We start from the raw sequence: 24,500 nt of genomic DNA, 5'->3' as shown, positions 1-24,500 counted from the left end.
GCAACGCCGGCAGCTAAGAGCAAATCACGCAGAGATACAACGAATTTTCGTGAGCAGACCGGCAAGGACGGTCAGCAAGGGCCTCAGCGCAGAAGCACGACACCGGCGATGTTGAGGAGCACGAACAGCACGAAGCCCGTAAACCAGCCGGCGGTGGTGAAGAAGGCTGCCGCCATGGCGATCAACAGCGCCACACAGAAGATGGTCAGGAATTTCGCGGCACTCAGGAAATGAAGATAGGTCTTCTCGTGCTCGGGATAATCCATCGGCGCACCGGTTTCGGAAGGTCCCGTGTGATGTTCGGCCATCGTCTCTCTCCCCGCAAGTTTCCACGCCGCAAGACGCGGCACCTCTTGGCATCAAGACATGCCTGCCCTGCCCCGCGACGTCAAGGCCCATAGACAGTCTGGGCCCGTAGAGCAAAGGATGCGAGAGCGACAGCTGTATCTTACACAGGGACACGTCCCGCGGGCGGGATCGCATTTTCCCCCGTAAAGCGAGGCATTGACGGCGCGACGGGTTCCCGGCAAATCGGAAGCAGACCCCACGCACCGGAGAATCCCATGCCGAAGCCGATCATCGCCATACCCGCCGATTTCCGTGAGATCGAGGGCAATGTCTGGCATGCCGCACCGCATCAATATGTCCGCGCCGCGCTGAACGGCTCGGGCGTCATGTCGCTTCTCGTGCCAGCGCTCGAGGCAGGCAACGAGCCGGATGCCATTCTCGATCGTGTGGACGGGCTTCTGGTCAGCGGCTCGCGCTCGAACGTCCATCCCACGCTCTATGGACGGGAGGCTTTGGAGACCGATGGGCCGTTCGATCCCGGCCGCGACGCCACCAGCCTGCCGCTGATCCGCCGGGCGCTCGCCCGCGGAATTCCGGTACTGGCCATCTGCCGCGGTATCCAGGAGCTGAACGTCGCACTCGGTGGCACGCTCGCCTCCGAGATCCAGGATCTTCCCGGCCGGCAGGACCATCGCAAGCCCGACGTCAAGGATCTCGACATCGCCTATGGCATCCGCCAGACCGTGATGGTGGAACCGGGAAGCTGCCTTGCGGGCGTGGTCGGCGCCGGCGTGGTGCAGGTCAATTCCCTGCACCGGCAGGCGATTTCCGACCTTGCGCCGAACCTCGCCGTGGAAGCGGTGGCGGACGACGGCACCGTGGAAGCCGTGTCGGTCATCGGCGCCAAGGCGTTCGCGGTCGGTGTGCAGTGGCACCCGGAATACTGGGTCGGCCGCGACAAGACCTCCAACGACCTGTTTGCGGCCTTCGGACAAGCCGTCCGCGCCTATAGCGAGACGAAGCAGCCGGTTAGCGAGCCGGCCGCGTAAACGGTGTTTCGGACACCGGCGTCAACCCCTTGCCGGTCTTGAACCAGGAAACGAGATTGTCGACCACGAGGTCGGCCATCTTGTTACGGGTGGCAACCGACGCCGAGGCGACGTGCGGCAACAGCGATACCTGCGGCAGAGCCATCAGCGCTTGCGGCACATGCGGCTCGCGCTCGAAGACATCGAGCCCCGCGCCGGCGATCACGCCCTGTTCGAGCGCCGCGATCAGCGCGGTCTCGTCCACCGTGATGCCACGCCCGACATTGATGACGACGCCGTCCGCCCCCAGCGCCTGCAGGATCTCCGCATTGACGGTGTGCCGCGTCTCGGCAGTGCCTGGCACGATGACGATCAGCGTATCCACGGCCTGTGCGAGCCCGAGCAGGGTATCGTGATAGGCATAGGCCACGCCATCACGGCGCGAGCGGGTGTGATAGGCAATCTCAAGGCCGAAGCCTTCCAGCCGCCGGGCGATGGCCTGCCCGATGCGGCCGAGCCCGTAGAAACCGACCTTGCGACCGCTGAGCGACAGCGGGCTGAGCGGGAACGGCCCGTCCTTGACCCAGCGCCCGTCACGCAGCCACTGCTCGGCGGCCGGCAGACGGCGCAGCGTGTTGATCAAAAGGCCGATGGCCGTATCGGCAACCTCGTCGTTGAGAACATCCGGCGTATGCGTCACAACGATACCGCGGCCGGCGGCATGCCCAGCATCGACGCCGTCATAGCCGACGCCGAAATTGGAAACGATCTCCAGATTTTCCAGCGCATCCATCAGCGCTGCCGGGACCTTATTGAAGGTCGCGATGCCGACAACGCCTGTGGCAAGGTCCGGCGTGATCAGGCTCGCATCCGCACCGTCGATCTGCCGGACATCGAAGAGATCGGTCATGCGTTCGAGCGCGCGCGGGTGCATCTTGCCGGGGATGAGAATGACCGGGCGATCTTGCGACATGGTAAATCCTTTCAGACATCGGCGGAGGGAAGCCGCCGCAACAGGTCTTGGCGGCAGGATCAGCGCAGCGGAAACTACCGCAACGATCCCGCGCGTCAACCGAAGCTGCGGGTTACCGATCTTTGAGATGATTGGAAATTAGACAGACGACCTGCAAACAGATCGATCAGTCGCCCTGCTGCAGCCGCAACGGCCCGGTCGATTGGCGGATCCGCATTTCCGGCTTGATCAGATGAATGCCGTCCGGCTCGTGGCTGCCATTGAGCCGGTCGAGCAGCGCGCGCGCGGCACTGCGGCCGACATCCGACTGCCCGTTCCAGACGGTCGTCAGCGCCGGGGTGGCGATGGCCGCTTCCTCGAGATCGTCATAGCCGGTGACGGACACATCGCGACCCGGCACGAGGCCCGCACGTGCAATGCCGTTCATCATGCCGATGGCGACGAGATCGTTCCAGCAGACGACGGCCGTCGGCTTCTGCGGCAGGGACAAGAGATGCACCGCCGCCTCGAAGCCGCCCTGCATGGAGCGGGGGCCGGGAATGCGCAGATCGGGATCGACGTCGATATTGGCCTTGCGCAGCGCCTGCACGTAGCCGAGATAGCGGTCGCGGCCGGTCGAGGTCAGGTCCGTTCCCCCGACCATGGCGATGCAGCGATGGCCAAGGCTGATCAGATGGTTGGTGGCGAGCGAAATGCCGTAGGCGTCGTCGCCGCGGAAGATCGGGACATCGACGCCCTCGATCGATCGCGCCACGAGGATCGCCGGCATGCCATTGTCTTCGGCGAGCTTGATATCCTCCGGCGGCGTGCCGATGGCGGGCGACATGATCACCCCGTCGCCGCCGAGCTGCAGCAGGGTCTCGATGAAGACGCGCTGCTTTTCGACCGAGTCGTAGTGATTGGAGAGAATGAAGGTCTGGCGGTCGCGGTCGAGTTCCGCCTCGATGGCCTTGAGAATCTCGCCATAGAACGGGTTCATGATGTCGTGCACGACGACGCCAATAATGCCGGAGCGCGAGGTGCGCAGGCTGGCGGCACGGCGGTTGTAGATGTAGCCCAGCGCCCGTGCCTGATCCTTGATCTTGTCCCGCGTCACCGATGCGACAAGGGGACTGTCACGCAAAGCGAGGGAAACGGTCGCGGTGGAAACACCCAGCGTTTCCGCGATCGTCGACAGCTTGATCTTCTGCGCCACGTGTCCTCCCGGTTCGCACGGCCCTCTCCCCAACGCCTTCCGCAATGCCTGAAAGCGCTCTTAAACCCTCTTTAAACTGTTTAAATCGAGACTGCAATCCCTGCGCGAGAGGGCGTGGCAAGGCCTACTCGGCACCTTGCAGATTGGCATCCACGACCTTCAGGAGCTTGGCGAGCGTACGGATCTGCTTGTCCGTCATGCCCTTGAGCGCGGTGGCTTCCGAAAGGTCCGCTGCAGCCTCGATGGCCTGCAGCCGCTCGCGCCCGTTCGCCGTCAGGTAGACCTTGGTCAGCCGGGCATCGCCCGCATCGGCCTTGCGCTCGAGAAACCCCTGGGCTTCCATGCGGCCGATGGTGCGGGTCATCGTGGGCGCCTTGACGCCGAGATGGCCGGCAAGCGCACCGGCGGTCATGCCGTCGGTCTCCGCCAGCGCCAGCATCACGCCGTCCTGCCCGGCATAAAGCCCGCTTTCCAGAAGATTGCGCGACAGCACGGTCCGCATGGAGCGAGCCGCCTGCGCCAGCAGAGGTGCCAGAACCGGCGCGGACGCTGTCTCCAGAGCATCCTCCCCGTCAATGCCAGTGTGATCGGCGATCTTGATCTTTTTCTGCTTGGCTTTCTTCTCGGACTTGTCTTTCTTGCCCATGCTCGCTCCCCTGCCTGCCGAAGGCTTGCACCGCCTTGTCGAGCTTGTATGACTCATATGACAATAGGGCCGCAAGACCTTGCGAAACGCCTATTGCGGGGACACTGCCAGGAAAGACATGCGATGACGAAACCCGCAGCCCGTTGGGCGGACAACGATCCGGGCTTAGCCCCATCCGCACGCGCCGGCTGGATCGCCGTTCTGCCGCTGGGCGCGCATGAGCAGCATGGGCCCCATCTGCCGTTCGAGACCGACACGCTGATCGCAGACGGCGTGGTGGAGCGCCTCATCGCCGCGCGCGGCGATCTGCCGGTCACCGTCCTGCCGACCGAGCCCGTTGGCTACTCGATCGAGCACATGGATGTCGCGGGAACGAAGACGCTGACCTACCACGAGGCCGTCGAGCGCTGGCTCGGCATTGCCGGCCGACTGCAGGCGCAGGGCATCCGCAAGTTCGTCATGCTCAACGCCCATGGCGGCAATGCTCCCCTGATGACCATCGTCGCGACGGAAGCGCGGGTGCGCTACGACATGCTGGCGGTCGCCACCAGCTGGACCCGGTTCGGCCAGCCCGAAGGCTGGATCGATCCGATCGCCAAATCCATCGACATTCACGCCGGCGACATCGAAACCTCGGTCATGCTCGCCCTTCACCCCGACAAGGTAGATCGGGCACGGGCGGAGGCCTTCTCCTCGCGCCAGAGCGACTGGCAGGCGCAATTTGCGCATCTGCGCGCCTATGGCCCCCATGCCTTCGGCTGGCGTATGCGCGACCTGAACCGCAAGGGCGCAGCCGGAAATGCCGCTGCGGCCACGGCCGAGCGGGGCAAACACCTGCTCGACCATGCGGTCTCCGGCCTGCTCGCCCTCCTGTCGGATGTGGCCGCGTTCGATCTCGCGCAGTTCGACGCCTGAGCGGACCAAAACCATGTAATGTTATAAAGGCTGGAATATCTGCAGCAGAGCATTTGCACTGCCGTGCGCCATCTCCTATATCACCGCGACGATCCTGCGCATTGGCCGCCCTCCGGCGTGCCGGTGGGCCCTTTTCCTCAGCCCCCGAGGTTTCCCATGTCCGAAGCACCTGTGTCCGAAGCACCCGTCCAGAAGCCCATCCCCGTCACCGTCCTCACCGGCTATCTCGGCGCCGGCAAGACGACGCTGCTGAACCGCATTCTCTCGGAAAATCACGGCCGCAAATATGCTGTTATCGTCAATGAATTCGGCGAGATCGGCATCGACAACGACCTGATCGTCGAATCCGACGAAGAAATCTACGAGATGAACAATGGCTGCGTCTGCTGCACGGTGCGCGGCGACCTGATCCGTGTGGTCGAAGGCCTGATGAAGCGTCCCGGCCGCTTCGATGCGATCATCGTGGAAACGACCGGCCTTGCCGATCCCGTTCCGGTCGCCCAGACCTTCTTCATGGATGACGACGTTCGCGCCAAGACGGAACTGGACGCGGTGATCACGCTCGTTGACGCCAAGCATCTGCCGCTGCGCCTGAAGGACAGCCGCGAGGCCGAAGACCAGATCGCCTTTGCCGATGTCGTACTTCTCAACAAGACCGACCTCGTGACGCCGGAAGAACTGGCCAAGGTCGAGGCGACGATCCGCGTCATCAACCCGTCCGCCCGTATCCATCGCACCCAGCGCTCGGAAATCGATCTCGCCATGGTCCTCGACCAGGGCGCCTTCAACCTGGAGCGGGCGCTGGAGAACGAGCCGGATTTCCTGAAGCAGGACGATCATCATCATGATCATGATCACGCCTGCGGTCCCGATTGCGGGCACGATCACCACCATCATGGACACGACGATCATCACGGCCATGACCATGGGCACGCGCATGCCCCATCCGACATCCATGACGTGACCGTGCAGTCGGTTTCGCTCCGCGGAGGCGAGATGAATCCGGATCGGTTCTTTCCCTGGATCCAGAAGATCACCCAGACCGACGGCCCGAACATCCTGCGCCTCAAGGGCATCATCGCCTTTGCCGGAGACGCCGATCGTTACGTGGTACAGGGCGTGCACATGATCATCGAGGGCGACCACCAGCGCCCGTGGAAGGACGGCGAGCCGCGCGAAAGCCGCCTCGTCTTCATCGGCCGCGATCTCGATCGCGAAAAGCTGGAACGCACCTTCCAGGCCTGCGCGGCAAAGCCGAACTGATGCCGACCGTCGCCCCGCTCGATCTTGAAGCCCATATCGTCGGCGTCGCCTATCTGGGCGACGTTCCCGTCTTTGCCGATGCCGCAGGTCTCGTGCATCGTCTGGATGGCGGCCATGCGGTCACGCCGGCCCATGAAGGCCTGCTCGTCGCGCTGCGCGACGACGCGACCGACACGCTGCTGACCGGCGGAGAAGATGGCCGGGTGCTCCGCATCACGCGCGATGGCGGCGTGACGGAACTCGCCCATGCGCCGCGCAAGTGGATCTCCAAGATTGCCGCCGGCCCGCAGGGCGCTGTCGCTTTCGCGACCGGCAAGACGGCGACCGTGCGGCTGTCGGACGGCACAACGCGCGACTTTACCGAAGAGCGTACGGTCGAGGGCATCGCCTTCGCGCCGAAGGGGCTTCGCATCGCGCTCGCGCGCTACAACGGCGTGTCCCTGCACTGGGTAGCGACATCGAGCCCGGCTATCGATCTCGACTGGAAGGGCGCGCATACAGGTGTGACGTTCTCGCCGGACGGGCGCTTCGTCGTCACCATGATGCAGGAAAACGCCCTGCATGGCTGGAAGCTGGACACCAAGCCCGGTGCGGAAGCACGGCACATGCGCATGAGTGGTTACCCGGCTAAGGTAAAGTCCTGGTCGTGGTCGACACGCGGCAAATGGCTTGCATCCTCCGGTGCCCCGGCCGCCATCGTCTGGCCCTTCCAGTCCAAGGATGGCCCCATGGGCAAGGCGCCGCTGGAACTGGGCACGCGCGCCGACGTCATGGTCTCGCAGGTCGCCTGCCACCCGTCCGAAGAGGTCGCAGCCATCGGCTATTCCGACGGCATGGTGCTCGCGGTTCGCTTTGCCGACAGCAAGGAGGTTCTGCTGCGCCGTCCCGGCAAGGGTGCGGTCAGCGCTTTCGCGTGGTCGAGATCCGGTCAGCAACTGGCATTCGGAACGGAAGCTGGCGAAGCCGGCGTCATCGACCTCACCTCGTAGGCGCACAACCAGAAGCACGCATAAGACGTATTTATAAATCACTTATATTTTTGATTGAATTAAAAATTCTGCATGCCTAATTTTCCGCTGAACCGGAGAAGGGACATGCAGCAGATCATCGACGTCGCCCACAATGTCGGGCCTTATGCGCAGAAGCTTGCCGATCTTGGAGTCGTCTCCGTGATCCGGTATTACAACATCGGCAACAGCAGCAACCTGCCGACGAAGTGCTTGACCAAGGCAGAACTCACGGCGCTTCACGCAGCCGGCCTCACCGTGGCCGTCGTGTTTCAGGCCGGGGGTGGCGCGAACGGTAAGCTGGGCGATTTTTCCGACGCCAATGGCACCCGCGACGCAAAACGCGCCTTGAAGCTTGCAGCGGAACTCGGTCAGCCGACCGGTTCCGGCATCTACTTCGCCGTCGATCACGATTATGTCGCCGCGGCCGATCTCGCCCAGATCGCAAGCTACTTCGCCAAGGTCAAAGCCGAACTCGACGGGCGTTACGTCCTCGGCGTCTACGGGTCGGGTCTCGTCGCGCGCAAACTCCATGACAAGGGTCTCGTCGATCTCATCTGGCTTTCCGGATCGCTTGGATGGTCCGGCACGCGAAGCGCTTTGAAGGACGGTCTCTGGACACTGTTCCAGAAGGACATGGAGCACGATCTGCCCTTCGGCGGCATCGACTATGACGGCAACGTCTTCAATTCGGCGGAGGCGAGTTTCGGCCAGTTCTCGGCTGGCGGTCCTGTCGAAACCCCGCGCACCGTCGGCGCATCCGCCACCTTCGCCATCACCGCGCGTGGTGGCCTCAACCTGCGGGCCGGCCCCGGCGAGACCTTCGGCGTCATCCAGAAGTATCCGTTCGACACGCTCGTGCGCGGCGTGAAACAGATCGGCGACTGGACGCAGGTCGATATCCAGGGCGACGGCGCGTCAGACGGCTATATGCACAACTCCTATCTCAAGGCCGAGATCGGCGGCCTGCCGCTAGCCTTCACCGGCAGTGGGTCCCGGAAACCGATCGATATCGCCAATGCGGAACTTGCCTTGGGTGTCGCGGAGGTTCCCGGACCCGGCAACAACCCGCGGATCGTCATGTACCATGCCACCACCGAAGGCGGGAAAGCGCCCGACGAAACCGCCTGGTGCTCCTCTTTCGTCAACTATTGTGTCGAGCAGGCGGGGATCAAAGGCACGGACAGCAAATGGGCGCGGTCGTGGCATGATGAAAAATGGGGAAATGACGTAACCGCGGCGCCCCAGCCCGGCGATATAGTCGTCTTCAGCCGGAAGGGTGAGAAGACCAACGGAGGACACGTCGCCTTCTTCCACTCCATGACGGAAACCACCGTGACCTGCCTCGGCGGCAATCAGGGCGATCGCGTCAGCATCTCCACCTATCCGAAGGATGGGATCAAGGGTCCCTTCCACTACACGCTTCTCTCCATCCGCCGCGCGTGAGGCCACCAACCGGTCGCTAAACCCTTGCGATGCAGTACCGCAAGGGTCTGTCCGCATCACGCGCCCGCAGTCGAGATGATCCGGGCGAGAAGATCGTGCAGGTCGTCGCGATAGCCGGTTCGGGCAGACGGCGCGCCCTCATTGGAGGTCATGGCGACGGTCATCTTGCGGTCGGGCACGATATAGAGCATCTGCCCGCCAAAGCCCCAGGCGAAATGCACCCTGTGGCCGCCGATCTCACGGGTGAACCAGCCATAGCCGTAACCATCGCCCGAGAAGCGGGAGTGCGTGCGCTCGGTCCAGGATTGCGTGACCCAGTTTTCCGGCACCACCTGTCGGCCATCCGGCGTTCGCCCGCCGTTGCGATAGAGCTCGCCAAAGGCCAGAAGCGAGCGGGCGCTCATCGCCATCTGATTACCGCCGAGATAGACGCCTTGCGGGTCGCGCTCCCAGGCCGCGATACGAAAGCCCTCGACCGGCGCAAACCATTCGCGGGCCAGCGCCAGCGTCGATTTCCCCCCGACCTTGGTGAGAATGGCCGACAGAAGATGCGTCGATCCGGTGGAATAGAGCATCTGCCCGCTGGGCTCGTCCACGAAATCCGCCGCCAGCGCGAACCGGACCCAGTTGCCGCTTGAAACCCAGCGCCCGTAATTCGGCCCGGACATCCGGTCGAGCCCCGCCTGCATGGAGAGGAGGTTGCCGATGGTGATCTTCGCCAGCCGCGGATCCGGATTGGCCGGCAGGTCCCGCGACAGGATCGGCGCAATCGGCTGGTCCACGCCGGTCAGCAGCCCCTTCTCGATCGCGATCCCGACCATGGCGGAGATGATGGTCTTGGAGGCGGATTTGATATTGGTGCTGTCCGTCGTCTTGTTCGACCGGTAGCCCCGCTCGGCGACGATCTCTCCGTTGCGGGCGACGACGACCGTCTCCAACGGCGAGAGGCGGGCGGCGTCATTGAGGACGCTAGACAGCCGCGTCGTATCCAAGGAAGTCGTGACCGCAGTCGGAGCAACTGTCGATTGGGCCAAGGCCGGTGAGCAGACAAGAATGCCCGACAAAGCGAGCGCGAGGACGGATGTGGAGGAGATCGATGTCATGAAACCGAGGTAGGCATTCTCGGCCGGGCCGCAAGGTGGCGGCGCGTCTCGCGCGCCGCCCTCACGTCAACGTGACGCCTCACCACAGCAATTCGACGTGCGGCCTGCCGTTCGATGTCTTCGCAGCCGTTCGCCCGGATGCGTCGATCGTGCAGTGGACCCGCTTGCGGAATGACGAGAAGCTCTCGAAGGTCACGACATCGACAGGCTCGTCGAAATCGAGCGTCAACCGGTACCGCCCAGCCTGCGCCGTCAGCGCCTGCACACCGAGAACCTGCGCTTCGAACGGCTGGCCGAGATAGAAACCGCGCACGCGCGAACCCAGTTGATAGGGATCGAGCGGCGGCCGGTTGCCGACGGCCGCATGAAGGGTATTCCAGTCCCGGAAGCCATACTGCTCCGCGATCGTTTCCAGAGCGCGGGAATGGGACATATCGATACCGCGCGCGGCAACGGACGACCGCAGCCGCTTCGCCTGCTCCTTGAGCGCGTCGAGGCAGGGCAATGGGGGTGGTGATAATGATGATTGCAACGGGATCTCTCCAGCAATGGCATGCCGTGATATCCGTGGGGTCCGCATTGCCATCGGGAACATGCCGGGAGGGATGACCGAAAAGACTGTGAAAAGAGACTTCACCAAAGCCGGAACGGCTTGCGGACGGCCGGGGCTCCAACCCGTACTGCCGCATGCTAGATCAGGCTTGCCGCCAAGTCAAACGACCGCACCGGCGGCCGTTTGACCAAGATGTGCATTCAGGCAACCTTCCGCATCGGCATCGCCTGCGAGAGCTTGCGCCCGCTGGCAGTCAGCATGCCGGCGGCACCCTTCAGCCAGCCGTCTTTCAGCTCGAGGCCAAGGAAACGATGGCGCTCGAACGGGCCGGGCATCACAAGGTGCTGGGCATGGTGCGCCTGGAAGCCGAAGCGCTCGTAATAGGGCGCATCGCCGACAAGCAGGATGGCGCCGTGTCCGCGCAACATTGCTTCGCCGATCGCCGCACGCATCAGTGCGCCGCCGACACCCTTGCCCTCCTGCGCGGCATCGACCGCGAGCGGACCGAGGAGAAGCGCCGGAATGGCACGGCCTTCCGCATCGACGCCGGCATCGACGTTCCACAGGCGCACGGTACCGATCACATGGCCATCGCAATCGCGTGCGACGAGCGCCAGACCTTCGGCCGGAACACGGCCGCGGCGAAGCTGCTCGGACGACTTGCGACGACGGTTCGGGCCCATGGCGCGATCGAGCAGCCGCTCGCGCGCAACGATATCACCGGGGTTCTCGGCGTCGATGGTGAAGGCATTCTGCGCGAAGAAGGCGCGGACAGAATCAAGAACAGCGGCCATAGCAAGGCCTCCCGTACTCAAAACCGATTCAAACGGTATCGAAGGATCATTGTGAAGGTGCGGTTCCCGTGTCCGGGAACCGCGAGCTCCCATTGGCGGGAGCCGGAAACGTCAAATGACGTAGGACTTCAGCGGGTCGAAGCCGTTGAAGGCGACGGCCGAGTAGGTCGTCGTGTAGGCGCCGGTGCCTTCGATCAGAACTTCGTCGCCGATCGTGAGAGACACGGGCAGCGGGTACATGTTCTTCTCGTACATCACGTCGGCCGAGTCGCAGGTCGGGCCGGCGAGCACGCAGGGCTCCATCTCGTCCGCATCATGCGCGGTGCGGATGGGGTAGCGGATCGCCTCGTCCATCGTCTCGGCGAGACCGCCGAACTTGCCGATGTCGAGGAAGACCCAGCGGTGGTTGTCATTGTCCGACTTCTTCGAAATCAGAATGACTTCCGCCTTGATCACACCGGCATTGCCTACCATGCCGCGACCCGGCTCGATGATCGTTTCCGGAAGCTGGTTGCCGAAGTGCTTGCGCAGCGCCGCATAGATGGCCTTGCCATAGGCTTCAGCCGAGGGAACGTCGCGCAGGTACTTGGTCGGGAAACCACCGCCCATGTTGACCATCTTCAGCTCGATGCCCTGCTTGGCCAACTGCACGAAAACGCGCTTGGCATCGGCAAGGGCCACGTCCCAGGCATCGACCTTGGTCATCTGTGAGCCGACATGGAACGAGACGCCGTGCGAGACGAGACCGAGCTGGTGCGCGTAGACGAGAACGTCGACGGCCATCTGGGGAACGCAGCCGAACTTGCGCGACAGCGGCCATTCGGCACCTTCGCCATCCGTCAGGACGCGGCAGAATACGCGGGCACCGGGAGCGGCGCGCGAAACCTTCTCGACTTCTTCATGGCTGTCGACCGCGAAGAGCGAAACGCCGAGCGCATGCGCACGGGCAATGTCGCGTTCCTTCTTGATCGTGTTGCCGTAGGAGACGCGCGAGGGAGTCGCACCGGCGTCCAGCGCCATTTCGATTTCAGCCACGCCGGCGCAATCGAAGTTGGAGCCGAGACCGGCGAGCAGGCGCAGGATTTCCGGCGAGGGATTGGCCTTGACGGCGTAATAGATCGAGCTGTCCGGCATCGCGTGGCGGAAAGCCTTGAAATTGTCCCGGACGACATCGAGATCCACGACGAGGCAAGGGCCTTCGGGGCGACGGGTGTTCAGGAAGTCGATGATGCGAGCAGTCGTCATGGTTTCAATCCCAATACGTTAGGCTTCACGATCAGCGAGGAGGCCTCGCCGAGGTGTGAAGGACAAAGGGCGTACGGGTGCGCGCTCGGATACCAGCCGGTGGAGACCCCGGAATCCTAGACGGCGCTCGTACAGCGCGAATTGTGGATGAAGCCCGCCGAGGCGTTCATCCGGCTTTGTCTGCCATGGATTGGAGGTTGGAACCTACCGCACGTCCGGCAATGAAGGTGTGCCTCTTCAGTAACCCCGGCTGATGGAAAGCCGGCAGAGAACAAAAAGGCCCGCACCGTCGTTGCTTCAAGATGTCCTCGCAATTCCGGTTGGCCGGAAAAACGACTGGAGCGGTTAGATCCAGGTACCTTACCGATTTCCTCACCAAACGAGGGATCGGCGGACACCCACAGGCACGTGCGACTTTGGGCAGAGCGGAGATAAGAAATATCCCTGTCGTAATCAAGCGGTTTTTGGTCCGCGCCCGATCTTTTTTCGCCCCGCCGCAAGCCTCGCACCAGCTTCAAACAACGAACGGATGGTCGTCCGGCCCGCACCGGATCATCAACAGGGTTGCGGACATCGCCAACCCTATGTTTTGAATGGTGGCGCGCGATAATGGTTCCCGGATAATGTCCGGCCAGGAGGCACGCGCGCCGCGCAAGGGAGCCGAGATGGACACACTGACACGCATCCGAGCCTTCATCGACGTCGTCGATGCCGAGGGCTTTTCCGCGGCCGGCCGCCGCGTCGGCCGCTCCAAGGCGCTGCTCTCCAAATATGTGCGCGAACTGGAGGACGAACTCGGCGCCCTCCTCCTCAACCGCACCACCCGGCAATTCTCCCTGACGGAAGCCGGACACATATATTATCGCACCGCCGCCGAAATCCTGAAGGAGATCGACAATCTCGCCGATCTCGTGCGCGCCGGAAACAGCGACCTCAAGGGACGCCTGCGCATCTCCGCGCCGCGCACCTTCATCGATGCCGATATCGGGCAATCCCTGATCGACTTCGGCCTTGCCCATCCCGAACTCTCGCTGGAAATCATTTCCGACGATCGCTTCGTCGATCTGGTCGAGGAAGGCTTCGACGTCGCCATCCGCATTACGCGCTTGGAGGACAGCACCCTCATCGCCCGCAAGCTCGACGATTTCCACGTCAAGATGTGCGTCTCCCCGGCCTTCCTCGAAAAGCACGGACCGATCACACATCCCTCGGATCTCGCCCACATGCCCTGTGTGATCGACACCAATGGTCGCTCCTACAGCAACTGGCGGTTCGTGGATCGCGACGGCACGAACTTCTCGGTGCCGGTCAGCGGCCCGATGGAGGTCAACAGTCCGCTCGCCAGCCTGCGTGCCGCAGAATCGGGCCTCGGCGTCGCCGGAGTGCCCGACTTCATCGCCCGGCAGAAGCTGGAGGACGGCAGCCTCGTGGCGGTGCTCGACGACTTCCTGCCGCATGATCGCGGCATCTATGCCATCTATCCCCATCGCCGGTATCTGCCGACGAAGGTGCGTACACTGGTCGATTTCCTGTATGGATGGTTTCGCAAAAGAGCGGATGCTTAAGCAAGACGAGACGGGTCACGGCGCGGCTGTCCCAATTCCGTCTACTTTCGGCCGGATGACAGGGCGACCTGCTCCGCGTCTGCGTCGGACACGAGATCTTTCGCGCCGGAAGCGCTATAGGCAAGGACCCTGTTTTCCATGAGACGTACCCTTTCGTCGCGAGGCCTGCTTGCCGGGCTTGCCGCAGCGCTCATTCTCCCGGCGCAGGCATTCGCCCATCCGCACATCTTCGCGGAGGCGCGTCTGGAGGTCGTCTCGGACGACACCGGCCATATCAGCCAATTGCGCAATGTCTGGCGCTTCGACGAGCTGTTCTCGGCAAGCGTTCTTCTCGATTTCGACAAGAACTCCAACGCCACGCTCGATCCGGACGAACTGGCGGAGGTCGGGCAGACCGTTCTGGATTCGCTCAGCGAATACAATTACTACACAACGATCTACGACAACGGGAAGCTGGTGAAGGTTTCCAAGCCGGATGCGATCCATGCCGACTTCAAGGACAACCAGTTGCTGCTGATCTTCGCGGTCAAGCCGGCCGAGTCCATGCCGCTGAAGGGCACCATGTCGTTCGGCATCTACGACCCGACGCTCTACACCGCGATCGACTTCCCGAGCGATGGCGATCTTGCCGTCGTCGGCGACAAGCTTGCTGCCTGCCAGCACAAGGTGGTGCGGCCGGACCCGGACGAGGTGATCTCGCAGAACCAGTCGACGCTGACCGACGCCTTCTTCACGGACCCGACCGGTACCGACATGTCGAAGCTCTTTGCGACGAGGATCGAATTCACATGCTGACCCGCGCCCTTCGCTTCCCCCTCATGACCGGCGCCCTGCTGGTGCTGGCCGCCGCAGCGGCCCATGCGCAGTCCCCGCTCGGCATCGGCACCGCCGAGCCGGCATTCAACACATCCGGCTTTCTCGGCGGCTTTCTCTCCTGGGTGAACATGGAGCAGCAGGGTTTCTACCGGACCCTGACCGATGCGCTGAAAGGCATGCGCGACAATCCCTGGCACCTCTGGTCGCTGGTCGGCCTGTCCTTCGCCTATGGCGTCTTTCATGCGGCAGGTCCCGGCCACGGCAAGGCCGTCATCTCGTCCTACATGATCGCCAACGAGACCGAACTGAAGCGCGGCGTCACCCTGTCCTTCATGTCGTCCTTCCTGCAAGGGGGCGTCGCGATCCTGCTCGTCGGTGCGGCCTATCTGGTGCTGCGCGGTAGCTCGATCTCGATGACGCAGGCGACGACCTTCCTTGAGCGCGTCAGCTATGCCTTGGTCGCCGCCTTCGGCGCCTGGCTCCTGTTCCGCAAGATGCGGGCGCTTGCCCGCCCTTCCCGAGGGCCTGCATTGGCGCTTGCCGGTGGTCTCGATTTCGCTCATGCGACGCCAGAAGCCCATGACCATCATCACCGGCACGCGCACGGCCATGACCATCATGATCACGCGGGACATGCTCATGGGCCGGGAGAGGTTTGCTCCAGCTGCGGCCACGCCCATGCGCCCGATCCGTCCATGCTGAAGGGCGATCGCTTCCAGCTGCGTGAGGCTTGGTCGGCCGTACTGGCCGTCGGCCTGCGTCCCTGCTCGGGTGCGCTGATCGTGCTGTCCTTCGCGCTGCTGAACGGGCTTTATCTCGGCGGCGTGCTGTCCGTACTGGCGATGTCCATGGGCACGGCGATCACGGTCTCGGTGCTGGCCACCCTTGCCGTCACCGCCAAGGATCTCGCCGTGCGCTACGCGTCGAGCGCCGGCACGGCCATGCGGGTGACGAACGGCATCGAGATCTTTGGCGCCGTCCTGGTCCTCGGCCTCGGTCTTGCCCTGCTCGGCGCATCGCTGCAGGGCTGAAGCCCTTTTCAGGCGAAGCGGGGTCAGCGACGGCGCTGGTAACGGGCGCGTAGCCAGAACACGAAGAAGAAAGCCAGCACGAACAGAGTGCCGACGGCAGCCGCGAGATAGGGCGATATCGTGCCCAGATAGAGCATGGCTCTGGGCAGGAACATAAAGCCGGCACCGAAGATCACCAGAAAGACCGCGGCAGCAATGGCCGCCGAGCGGTCCCGCGGATCGAGCGTCTTCATGCCGCACCGATGGTGGCGGCAATGTCCGCTCGCAGGTCTTCGAGGCGCCGACGCTGCCGCCCTTCGGCGTCAAAATTCTCCGGCGCGAGCCATGCCTTGAACGCGGCCTCCAGCACAGGCCATTCGCCATCGATCATCGAGAACCACGCCGTATCGCGGTTGGCACCCTTGGCCACCATGTGCTGACGGAAGATGCCTTCGAAGGTGAAGCCGAGCCGCACCGCCGCGACCTTGCTCGGCGTGTTGTCGTTGTGGCACTTCCATTCGTAGCGGCGATATCCGAGATCCTCGAAGACATGCCGGGCCATGAGGTAATGAGCCTCGGTGGCCAGTGGCGAGCGCGCCATGGCATCGCTATGCGCGACGGAGCCGACCTCGACGACGCCGAAAGTGGGGTCCGGCCGCATGTAGCTCGCCATGCCCACGACGTCGCGGCTGGCCTTGTCCCGGAAGATCAGCGTCACCCAGTTGGCCTGAGCGGCATCAAGCCATACCCCGAAGGCGTCGGCATCGGCAAAGGCAGCTTGCGGGAAATAGCGCAGACGCTCGTTGATCGCGAGACCGCCGAAGGCATCCCAGAGCGCCTGAAGATGCAGCACCCGGTCGTACGGTTCGAGAACGACATAGGCGCCCTCCAGCGTCACGGGCTTCGGTGCCGGGCATCCTGCCCATTTGGTAAGATCGCGGTTCATCATGTCATCCTCGCCCAGATCGAGACATGGCCTGCCCCGGCATCAAGCCGGCAGACCTTGCTTTCCGGCATAGGCGAAGGTGCGCGGCGGTGCAAATGCAATCCGGTGATGCGGTCATCACCGCTGCGCATGGACAACAGAGGTGGGAACGTCAGATGATCGAGGGATCGACCACAGACGGGCTGCTGCCTGCCGGCACCTTGGCGGAGGCGACCGTCGCCTCGATGTGATCGACCAGCGCATCCGGCAGGCCGAGACGGCCGGCGAGCATGTCGAGATAGCCACGCTCGGTGCGGCTGTCCGGCTCGATGGTCAGGCGCGAAGCGGTATAAAGCTCGACCTTCTCCTCCTCGGTGCGGGCGGCAGCCACCAGACCGTCAATATCGACCGGGCTCGCAAGCTCGTCGCGCAGGAAGGCTTCTGCCTCGCTGTCGAGGCCACTGGCTCCGACACGCTCCATGATGCGGGCACGCTCGCTCTCATCGATATGCCCGTCGGCACGCGCGGCTGCGATCATGGCGCGCACGAGCACCAGCACGAAATCGTTGCGGACAACGGAGGGCGAGATGGAGAAACCAGAATTGTCCGGCGGCGGCAGGATTTCGGGTGCCGTCTGCGGATCGACCCGCTGCGGTGCTTGGCCCGCCTGATAATTCTTGTAGGCGGTATAGCCGAGACCGGCGATGGCCGCGAGGCCGCCGAGCTTCAGCGCCGTGCCCGCGATGTCGCGCCCAGCGCCCGTGCCAAGCAACACGGCGGCAAGACCGCCGGTCTTCAAAGGATTGTTGCGGGCCATCTGGACGATCTGCCCGGCTTTGTCCTTCATCGAGCCGCCGCCAAGCAGGCCGCCGAGCGCACCGCCGACGGAACTTCCGCCAGCACCGCCGAGAAAGCCGCCCTGCGACGAACCCTGTGATCCGGGCTGAGATCCGGAACGGTCCTGCGTGCCTTGGTTCCCCTGGCCGCCAAGCCCCTGCCCCCCAAGTCCCTGAGAGCCGAGAAACTGGTCCAGCAGTTTTTTCGCGTCGAACATCCTGTCGTCAACCTCCTGATTGGTTCATCTGAGGAGGTGACATAGGACGTCGCACGCGGAAAACAAATGCACGGCCCGGACGGTCGAGCGATATCCTGCCGGCAGACATTGCATCGATCAGCCAGCTAAGATGCTGATCGAACAAGCGTTTCCGGCAGGCTCCATCTTCAAGCAGTAGCCTCAGGCGGTCAGTGCGCAGGCTTCCGATGCCAGCTTTGTGATGCCCGCCCAGTCGCCGGCCGCCACCAGTTCCCTAGGCGCGACCCAAGAGCCACCGACGCAGATGACGTTGGACAGCGAGAGGTAGTCCATCGCGTTCTTCAGCGAGATGCCGCCGGTCGGGCAGAACAGCGTGCCGGCGAGCGGCGAGGACAGGGCTTTGAGGAAAGCCGCGCCGCCTGCCTGCTCGGCCGGGAAGAACTTCATGACCTCGTAGCCTTCTGCCCGCAGGATCATCGCCTCGCTGGCGGTCGAAGCGCCCGGCAGGAACGACGCTTCGTGATCGTCGGCGGCATCCAGCAGGTCGGGCGTCGTTCCCGGGCTGACGATGAACTGTGCGCCGGCCTCGACGGCAGCGGCATAGTGCTCGGGGTTGAGGATGGTGCCGGCACCGGTCACGGCACCTTCGACCTCCTTGGCGACCGCCTCGATGGCGGCGAGGGCTACCGGCGTGCGCAGGGTGATCTCAATCGCCTTCAGGCCGCCGGCCACCAATGCCCGGGCGAGCGGCACGGCCGTCGCCAAGTCTTCGATGATGAGCACCGGCACGACCGGCTGCAGTTTGAGGACGGACAGAAGGCGTTCGGTTTTCTCGATCATGCGGCTTCACTCCTCAATCGATTGAATCTTCCTTCGCAATACCGCCCGCATCCGCCAATGTCGAGATGCCTCCGTGCCCTTATGCGGCGGTATCGCAGGGGTGACATGGTGGACTTTCGCATTTTCTGAATTACGTTGGTTTTGTGACAAGGACACGGTTATCAAGACATTGCGCGAGGAACGGGATGGCCAAGGAAATCGAACGGAAGTTCCTTGTGAAGCATGAAAGCTGGCGGGCGGAGGCCGGACCGGGCGCCACCATGCGCCAGGGCTATCTCGCCGCCATGGACGACCGCACCGTCCGCATTCGCCTGATCGATGGCGAGAGCGCCCGCCTGACCATCAAGATCGGCACGGGCATGCTGACACGGGACGAATTCGAGTACGAGGTGCCGCTCGGTGACGGCGAGGAACTGATCGCATCTGCCATCGGCACCGTCATTGCCAAGACGCGCTACCGCGTGCAGGGCGAGACGCATGTCTGGGAAGTGGACGTGTTCGAGGAACCCTATGCCGGGCTGATCGTTGCCGAGGTCGAAATGCGCACCGAAAACGACGACCCTGTTTTGCCGGACTGGATCGGCCAGGAGGTCACGGACGACCGGCGCTATTCGAACTTTGCGCTGGCGACGCGAGATGACAAGCAGCGCCCGGACATCTCGCCGGACGGACGCTGAGAGACGAAGCCGCCGCCGGCGGCATCGGGGCAGACAGACAGGAACGATCATGGCCTACAGACTGAAACCCGCGAAACGCTTCACCGACGAATTCCAGCGCATCGCAGGGCGAGAACTCGACAAGGCCATCTCGGCACTGGAACTGCGCCCGGAGGGAACCTCCGAGGCCATCCATGTCGCGCGCCGCTGCCTGAAACGCACGCGCGCACTCTACCGGCTTGCCGCACCCGAGGCGCGCAAGTTCTACAAAAGCGAAAATGCCCGCCTGCGGGACGCTTCGCGCACCGTGGCCGATCTCCGGGATGCGACCGCATTGATCGACACCGCGACGATCCTGTCAGAGCGCCTCTCTGATGAAGAGCGGGCCGCAGCCGAGCGCGCGGTCGAGGCGCTGCGTGTTCGCAAGGGCTGGGTGGTGACCGCGGAGAGCGATCTCGACGCGACAATCGATGCGATGATCGCCGAACTGCGCGATGCCAAGGCTGCTGTGGGAAAGCGCAGCTTCGCCAACGGCGTCCGCCCGACGGCCTACATGCTGGCCGCGGCATGGCGCAAGACGGTGGAGCGTGCCCAGCTTGCCCTTGCCGCCAGCCACCAGCAGCCGACGCCGGAGCATTTCCATACGCTGCGCAAGCGCACGCAGGACTATCGTTTCTATCATCTCCTGCTGCAGGCGGCCTGGCCCGGCATCATTCTGGCGCGCGAGCGGCAAGTCAAGGCGCTGATCGACCGCCTCGGTTTCATCCACGATCTCGCTGTCCTGGGTGACACGCTCGCCCGCGAACCCGAGCTTTTGCCGCCGCAGGACATCGCCATCCTGCGCCATGCCATCGGCCTCGAAATGCGCGCCGAAGAGCGTCACGCGCTCGCCGACGGCGATGCCCTCTTCGGCGACGTTGCCGGCAAGGAGGCCGAGCGTATCGCCATCCTCTGGCTTGCTGCCGCCTGAGGCGGCGGACAAACGGTCCATCCCTGTTGAGAAGCGCGTGGCCACCGGCTATCCCTTTCCACCATGTCCCGCTCTGCCCGCCTTCTCGATCTTCTGCAGATCCTGCGCACCCACCGCCGGCCGGTCAGCGGCGTGGCCCTGGCGGAGGCAACCGGCGTCAGCCTGCGCACGCTCTATCGCGATATCGCGACGCTGCAGGCGCAAGGTGCCGACATCACCGGCGCGCCGGGCCTCGGCTACGTGCTCAATCCCGGCTTCCTGCTGCCGCCGATCATGCTGTCGAGCGAGGAGATCGAGGCGCTGGTACTCGGCGCCCGCTGGGTCCGCGCCAATACCGACGACCGCCTGAAGCAATCCGCGGCGCACGCGCTCGCCAAGATCGCGGCCGTTCTTCCCGGCGACCTGCGGCGGGAGCTGGAGACATCCGCCCTCCTCGTCCCCAACACCCGCCGTAAGGAAAGCCCCGAGCGGGATGTCGCAGCCTTGCGCGATGCCATCAAGGCGGGCGTGAAACTCGACATCGCCTATCGCGACGAGCGTGCACAGGAAACGCAGCGCCGTATCTGGCCCGTTGCTCTCGGCTATTTCGAAGGGCTGCGAATCCTCGTCGCCTGGTGCGAGTTGCGGGAAGGGTTTCGGCATTTCCGCATCGACCGCATGATCGACGTCACGCCGACGCAGGAGATTTGCCCCCGTCGCGGCGAGGTGCTTCTGGCGGAATGGCGCCGCGAGAACGGCATCGTCCACGATCTCTGACAGGCGTGTCCCATGCTGACAGAAACTGACAGGAGCACGGCCTAAACCCGATCTGCCGGACAGTCCGGCCCATCAGGAGACAGCCATGCAACCGACCTACATCCTTCTCGTCGTCAACGATCCGCTGGCAAGCGCCGCCTTTTATGAGAGCATTCTCGGAACCGCCGCTTTGGAAGCACAAAAGACCTTCGCCCTCTTTCGCATGAACCCGTCGACCATGCTCGGCCTCTGGTCGAAACATACGATCGAACCACCCGTCGCCGTCGCCCCCGGCAGCACCGAACTCTGCTTCGTGCTGGAGAACGCCGAGGCCGTGAACGAATGCCATGACAGGTGGAAGGCACAAGGCTTGCCGATCCTGCAGGCCCCGGTCGAGGCCGATTTCGGCTACACCTTTACCGCCGCCGACCCCGATGGTCATCGCCTGCGCGCATTCCACCCGTCGCATCAGGGGTAAGGCATTCGTCCGGCGCAGCCGGGTGATTGCGCGCGCGCGCCGAACGCGGTATTTCACCGCCCATGACGAACAGCGCAACGACACTGCTCCAGGAAGCCCAAGGCGCGTTTCTGGTGGCGGCCCTTTACCACTTCGCCCGGCTCCACCGGTTCGCGGATCTGCGCGATCCGTTGCAGGCCGTCTGCGACGAGAACGGGGTGAAGGGCACCCTGCTCCTGGCGCAGGAAGGCGTCAACGGAACGATCGCGGGCACGGAGGCCGGCATCGCCGCCGTGCTCGCCTTCCTCCGCGCCCAGCCGGAATTCAAGGATCTGGAACACAAGGAAAGCCGCGCAGTGGCCATGCCCTTCCTGCGCATGAAGGTGCGGATCAAGAAGGAGATCGTCACCATGGGCGTCGAGGATATCGACCCCCTGACGATCGTCGGCACCTATGTGGAGCCGAAGGACTGGAACGCGCTGATCTCGGACCCAGAAACGCTCGTGATCGACACGCGCAACGATTACGAGACCGCGATCGGCACCTTCCGCGGCGCACTCGATCCGCAGACGAAGACGTTCCGCGAATTTCCGGACTGGGTGAAGAACAGTACCGGCCTGCACAACAAGCCGAAGATCGCCATGTACTGCACCGGGGGTATACGCTGCGAGAAGGCGACGGCCTTCATGAAGAGCCAGGGCTTCGACGAGGTCTACCACCTCAAGGGCGGCATCCTGAAATATCTGGAGGAAACGCCGCCGCAGGAAAGTCTGTGGGAAGGCGCCTGCTTCGTCTTCGACGATCGCGTGTCTGTGACGCATGGGCTGGGCGAAGGCGAGCACACGCTCTGCCATGCCTGCCGCCAGCCGCTGACGCTGGAAGAGCGCGCCTCACCGGTGCATGAGGAAGGTGTGGCCTGCGTTCACTGTCATGACACGCGAACCGACGAGGACCGCGAGCGCTACCGGCAGCGACAGCGCCAGATCGAGCTTGCGAAGAAGCGCGGATCGAAGCATTTGGGAAGCTGAGGCCGAAAGGGGGAGCGTATGGCGGCAGTCCGTTTCGAGTTCGATTGGAACCCGGCCAAAGCAAAAACCAATCTTCGAAAACACGGCGTTTCGTTCGTCGAGGCGCTCACCATTTTCGACGATCCCCTTATGCTATCGCAGTATGACGAGCATCATAGCGACAGCGAGGATAGATGGATCACGATGGGCATGACCCGATCATCCCATCTGATCGTCGTCTGCCATACCTATACGGATTTGGCAGCTGATCGTATTTCGATTAGACTGATTTCAGCACGGCGACCGACGGCGCGCGAACGTTTGCAATATCGGAGCATACCATGAAGGAAGAATACGACTTCTCGAATGCCGAGCGCGGAAAATTCTACCGCCGGGGTGCCAGCCTCGTGCTCCCCGTGCATCTCGACGACGATGTCCTCCATGCTCTATCGCAGGAAGCCGGACGGCAGGGTGTATCCCTCAGTGATCTGGCAAACCGGCTCCTGAAGCGGGATCTTGACGAAATGCAGCGTACCGGCTGAACACCGGCCGCTTTTTCGCCTCAACCCGCGGCGTGATTTCCTTTCGGAAACGCCCTTGCGAGATCCCGATACCAGAGACCGCTCTTCTTGATGGTGCGGACCTGGGTCTCGTAATCGACATGGACGATGCCGAAGCGCATGCGGTAGCCCTCCGCCCATTCGAAATTGTCCATCAGGCTCCAGGCGAAATAGCCCTTCATCGGATAGCCCTCGGCGATCAGGTCGGCCGTGACAGCGAGATGCTCGGCGATATAATCGAGCCGCAGCTGGTCGTTCACCTCGCCGTTTTCGACGCCCATATTGTAGCAGGCGCCGTTCTCGGTGATGTAGCAATCCGGCAGATCGTAGCGTTCGTTGACCGTGCGGATGAGATCGCCGAGCGCCTGCGGGAAGATTTCCCAGCCGATATCGGTCTTTGCCTCGTTGACGAAGGGTGCCGGCTTGGTGGCCGGAAACTCTGCACCCTCGGTCGCATCATCGCTGACGCGCATAGGCGTGTAGTAGTTCACGCCCCACCAATCGAGCTTCTGGCTGATCACGGCCATATCGCCGGCCTCGACCTCCGGCATGCGCGAGCCGAGCGCCTCGAGCACGCTGTCGGGATAGGCGCCCTTGAAGATCGGGCCGAAGAACACGCCATTGTGGAAATCGAACGCCCGTTCGGCCGCCGCCTTGTCGGCCTCGCTGTCGCTACCGGCATAGACATGCATGGGATTGATGACGATGCCGACCGGCAGGTTCGCCCGCTCTTCGCGCACGGCGGCAACGCCGAGACCGTGGGCGAGATTGGTGACGTGCATCGCATGCAGCGCCGCCTCCATGTTCTTTTCGCCCGGCGCGTGGATACCGTAGAGATGGCTGAGCCAGACCGAGCACCAGGGCTCGTTGAAGGTCGCAACCGCATCCAGCCGGTCGCCGAGACGGGCGATGACGGTGCGGGCATAGCGCTGGAAGGCAAACGCCGTGGAGCGCGCGGTCCAGCCGCCGTCTCCCGCGAGCGTCAGCGGCAGGTCCCAGTGATAGAGCGTCGCGAACGCCTTGATATTGCGCGCCTTCAGCCCATCCACCAGCCGGTCGTAGAAATCGAGACCGGCCTCGTTCACCGGCCCGGTGCCATCGGGAATGATGCGCGGCCAGGCGATGGAGAAGCGATAGGCCTGCACGCCGAGGCTCGCGATCAGGTCGAGATCGTCCTCAAGGCGATTGTAATGGTCGCAGGCGACATCGCCATTGTGCCGGCCGAAGACGCGGCCCGGCATGTTGGAAAACGCATCCCAGATCGACGGCTTGCGCCCGTCCGCCTTCGACGCGCCTTCGATCTGAAAGGAGGCCGTGGCCACCCCGAACAGGAAATCTCCGGGAAAGCGCGCAGCCAGCGTCTTGGGATCGGTCATCACTCGTGTCCTCTTCAATCGTCGTCTCGGCCGACGCCCATACCGCTGCCGCGCAGGGAAAGCCAGAGCCGTAAACCTCGGCGAGCTGTGAAGA

General features: G+C 63.5%; 28 protein-coding genes. 15 read left to right on the top strand and 13 right to left on the bottom strand.

Features of this window, described 5'->3' with window-relative positions:
* Positions 1-83: 83 nt before the first annotated feature.
* Positions 84-308, bottom strand: a complete 225-nt coding sequence (locus G8E10_RS19705) for an aa3-type cytochrome c oxidase subunit IV (RefSeq protein WP_110800828.1) — start codon at positions 306-308, stop codon at positions 84-86.
* A 255-nt stretch (positions 309-563) separates the two neighbouring features.
* On the opposite strand from G8E10_RS19705, the gene G8E10_RS19700 reads away from it, so the two are divergent.
* On the top strand, positions 564-1,337 hold the full coding sequence (locus G8E10_RS19700) for a gamma-glutamyl-gamma-aminobutyrate hydrolase family protein (RefSeq protein ID WP_167130409.1): 774 nt from the start codon (positions 564-566) through the stop codon (positions 1,335-1,337).
* Here the strand turns inward: G8E10_RS19700 and G8E10_RS19695 are convergent.
* The 3 genes from G8E10_RS19695 to G8E10_RS19685 all read right to left on the bottom strand — a co-directional run bounded on the left by G8E10_RS19695 (position 1,318) and on the right by G8E10_RS19685 (position 4,130).
* Positions 1,318-2,289 (bottom strand): 2-hydroxyacid dehydrogenase, encoded by a 972-nt coding sequence (locus G8E10_RS19695; RefSeq protein ID WP_167130408.1) that lies wholly within the window; start codon positions 2,287-2,289, stop codon positions 1,318-1,320. The genes G8E10_RS19700 and G8E10_RS19695 overlap by 20 nt on opposite strands.
* Before the next feature lie 166 nt (positions 2,290-2,455).
* Positions 2,456-3,484, bottom strand: a complete 1,029-nt coding sequence (locus tag G8E10_RS19690) for a LacI family DNA-binding transcriptional regulator (RefSeq protein WP_092930444.1) — start codon at positions 3,482-3,484, stop codon at positions 2,456-2,458.
* A gap of 124 nt (positions 3,485-3,608) precedes the next feature.
* Positions 3,609-4,130, bottom strand: coding sequence for a MarR family winged helix-turn-helix transcriptional regulator (locus G8E10_RS19685; RefSeq protein WP_110800831.1), 522 nt, complete (start codon positions 4,128-4,130; stop codon positions 3,609-3,611).
* Between the two features lie 123 nt (positions 4,131-4,253).
* On the opposite strand from G8E10_RS19685, the gene G8E10_RS19680 reads away from it, so the two are divergent.
* From G8E10_RS19680 to G8E10_RS19665, 4 genes are all read left to right on the top strand, one after another.
* The gene (locus G8E10_RS19680) at positions 4,254-5,045 is read left to right on the top strand and encodes a creatininase family protein (protein WP_167130407.1); all 792 of its coding nucleotides are present in this window, start codon (positions 4,254-4,256) and stop codon (positions 5,043-5,045) included.
* Between the two features lie 156 nt (positions 5,046-5,201).
* Positions 5,202-6,308 carry a CobW family GTP-binding protein gene (locus G8E10_RS19675; RefSeq protein ID WP_281517687.1) on the top strand — a complete coding sequence of 369 codons (1,107 nt, stop codon included), beginning with the start codon at positions 5,202-5,204 and terminating at the stop codon, positions 6,306-6,308.
* Positions 6,308-7,297 (top strand): WD40 repeat domain-containing protein, encoded by a 990-nt coding sequence (locus G8E10_RS19670; RefSeq protein WP_167130406.1) that lies wholly within the window; start codon positions 6,308-6,310, stop codon positions 7,295-7,297. The genes G8E10_RS19675 and G8E10_RS19670 overlap by 1 nt, the downstream gene beginning before the upstream one ends.
* A gap of 105 nt (positions 7,298-7,402) precedes the next feature.
* Positions 7,403-8,761: a TIGR02594 family protein gene (locus G8E10_RS19665; RefSeq protein WP_167130405.1), complete on the top strand. Its 1,359-nt coding sequence runs from the start codon at positions 7,403-7,405 to the stop codon at positions 8,759-8,761.
* 56 nt (positions 8,762-8,817) lie between these two features.
* Here the strand turns inward: G8E10_RS19665 and G8E10_RS19660 are convergent, their stop codons facing one another.
* The 4 genes from G8E10_RS19660 to odc2 form a co-directional block, all read right to left on the bottom strand.
* A complete protein-coding gene (locus tag G8E10_RS19660; RefSeq protein ID WP_167130404.1) occupies positions 8,818-9,864 on the bottom strand; it encodes a serine hydrolase domain-containing protein in 1,047 nt (348 codons plus the stop codon).
* 79 nt (positions 9,865-9,943) lie between these two features.
* Positions 9,944-10,396, bottom strand: a complete 453-nt coding sequence (locus G8E10_RS19655; protein WP_425530855.1) for a glyoxalase superfamily protein — start codon at positions 10,394-10,396, stop codon at positions 9,944-9,946.
* 221 nt (positions 10,397-10,617) lie between these two features.
* A complete protein-coding gene (locus tag G8E10_RS19650) occupies positions 10,618-11,211 on the bottom strand; it encodes a GNAT family N-acetyltransferase (RefSeq protein WP_132448562.1) in 594 nt (197 codons plus the stop codon).
* Positions 11,212-11,322: 111 nt separating this feature from the next.
* Positions 11,323-12,456 carry an ornithine/lysine decarboxylase gene (gene odc2, locus G8E10_RS19645; protein ID WP_110730217.1) on the bottom strand — a complete coding sequence of 378 codons (1,134 nt, stop codon included), beginning with the start codon at positions 12,454-12,456 and terminating at the stop codon, positions 11,323-11,325.
* Between the two features lie 665 nt (positions 12,457-13,121).
* Between odc2 and G8E10_RS19640 the strand changes: the two genes are divergently transcribed.
* The 3 genes from G8E10_RS19640 (at position 13,122) to G8E10_RS19630 (ending at position 15,868) form a co-directional block, all read left to right on the top strand.
* Positions 13,122-14,021, top strand: coding sequence for a LysR family transcriptional regulator (locus G8E10_RS19640; RefSeq protein WP_110800949.1), 900 nt, complete (start codon positions 13,122-13,124; stop codon positions 14,019-14,021).
* A 138-nt stretch (positions 14,022-14,159) separates the two neighbouring features.
* Positions 14,160-14,816, top strand: a complete 657-nt coding sequence (locus tag G8E10_RS19635) for a DUF1007 family protein (protein ID WP_110730219.1) — start codon at positions 14,160-14,162, stop codon at positions 14,814-14,816.
* The gene (locus tag G8E10_RS19630) at positions 14,810-15,868 is read left to right on the top strand and encodes a nickel/cobalt transporter (protein ID WP_167130403.1); all 1,059 of its coding nucleotides are present in this window, start codon (positions 14,810-14,812) and stop codon (positions 15,866-15,868) included. Before G8E10_RS19635 ends, G8E10_RS19630 begins: the two co-directional genes overlap by 7 nt.
* 23 nt (positions 15,869-15,891) lie before the next feature.
* Here G8E10_RS19630 and G8E10_RS19625 read toward each other — a convergent pair whose 3' ends face one another.
* From G8E10_RS19625 to G8E10_RS19610, 4 genes are all read right to left on the bottom strand, one after another.
* Positions 15,892-16,101: a hypothetical protein gene (locus G8E10_RS19625; RefSeq protein ID WP_110730221.1), complete on the bottom strand. Its 210-nt coding sequence runs from the start codon at positions 16,099-16,101 to the stop codon at positions 15,892-15,894.
* Complete coding sequence (locus G8E10_RS19620; protein WP_167130402.1) at positions 16,098-16,793, bottom strand: GNAT family N-acetyltransferase; 696 nt, start codon at positions 16,791-16,793, stop codon at positions 16,098-16,100. Before G8E10_RS19620 ends, G8E10_RS19625 begins: the two co-directional genes overlap by 4 nt.
* A 151-nt stretch (positions 16,794-16,944) precedes the next feature.
* The gene (locus G8E10_RS19615; RefSeq protein WP_281517686.1) at positions 16,945-17,826 is read right to left on the bottom strand and encodes a tellurite resistance TerB family protein; all 882 of its coding nucleotides are present in this window, start codon (positions 17,824-17,826) and stop codon (positions 16,945-16,947) included.
* 180 nt (positions 17,827-18,006) lie between these two features.
* The gene (locus tag G8E10_RS19610; protein WP_167130401.1) at positions 18,007-18,645 is read right to left on the bottom strand and encodes a 2-dehydro-3-deoxy-phosphogluconate aldolase; all 639 of its coding nucleotides are present in this window, start codon (positions 18,643-18,645) and stop codon (positions 18,007-18,009) included.
* A 185-nt stretch (positions 18,646-18,830) separates the two neighbouring features.
* Here G8E10_RS19610 and G8E10_RS19605 point away from each other — a divergent pair, with 185 nt between their 5' ends.
* From G8E10_RS19605 to G8E10_RS19575, 7 genes are all read left to right on the top strand, one after another.
* Positions 18,831-19,322, top strand: a complete 492-nt coding sequence (locus G8E10_RS19605; protein WP_167130400.1) for a CYTH domain-containing protein — start codon at positions 18,831-18,833, stop codon at positions 19,320-19,322.
* A gap of 49 nt (positions 19,323-19,371) precedes the next feature.
* Entirely contained in the window at positions 19,372-20,271 is a 900-nt protein-coding gene (locus G8E10_RS19600) for a CHAD domain-containing protein (RefSeq protein WP_167130399.1), read from the top strand.
* 63 nt (positions 20,272-20,334) lie between these two features.
* On the top strand, positions 20,335-21,027 hold the full coding sequence (locus G8E10_RS19595; RefSeq protein WP_167130398.1) for a helix-turn-helix transcriptional regulator: 693 nt from the start codon (positions 20,335-20,337) through the stop codon (positions 21,025-21,027).
* A gap of 85 nt (positions 21,028-21,112) precedes the next feature.
* Positions 21,113-21,484, top strand: a complete 372-nt coding sequence (locus G8E10_RS19590) for a VOC family protein (RefSeq protein WP_132665207.1) — start codon at positions 21,113-21,115, stop codon at positions 21,482-21,484.
* Between the two features lie 62 nt (positions 21,485-21,546).
* Positions 21,547-22,491, top strand: a complete 945-nt coding sequence (trhO, locus tag G8E10_RS19585) for an oxygen-dependent tRNA uridine(34) hydroxylase TrhO (RefSeq protein ID WP_132713865.1) — start codon at positions 21,547-21,549, stop codon at positions 22,489-22,491.
* Positions 22,492-22,509: 18 nt separating this feature from the next.
* Positions 22,510-22,815, top strand: coding sequence for a BrnT family toxin (locus G8E10_RS19580; RefSeq protein WP_132713866.1), 306 nt, complete (start codon positions 22,510-22,512; stop codon positions 22,813-22,815).
* Positions 22,812-23,012 carry a ribbon-helix-helix protein, CopG family gene (locus G8E10_RS19575; protein ID WP_132713868.1) on the top strand — a complete coding sequence of 67 codons (201 nt, stop codon included), beginning with the start codon at positions 22,812-22,814 and terminating at the stop codon, positions 23,010-23,012. Before G8E10_RS19580 ends, G8E10_RS19575 begins: the two co-directional genes overlap by 4 nt.
* A gap of 20 nt (positions 23,013-23,032) precedes the next feature.
* Here G8E10_RS19575 and G8E10_RS19570 read toward each other — a convergent pair whose 3' ends face one another.
* Entirely contained in the window at positions 23,033-24,406 is a 1,374-nt protein-coding gene (locus G8E10_RS19570) for a GH1 family beta-glucosidase (protein ID WP_167130397.1), read from the bottom strand.
* Positions 24,407-24,500 lie beyond the last annotated feature (94 nt).

It is taken from the genome of Ferranicluibacter rubi (genome assembly GCF_011603255.1).
Classification (GTDB): Bacteria; Pseudomonadota; Alphaproteobacteria; order Rhizobiales; family Rhizobiaceae; genus Ferranicluibacter; species Ferranicluibacter rubi.
This window is presented reverse-complemented; position numbering and strand designations above follow the sequence as displayed.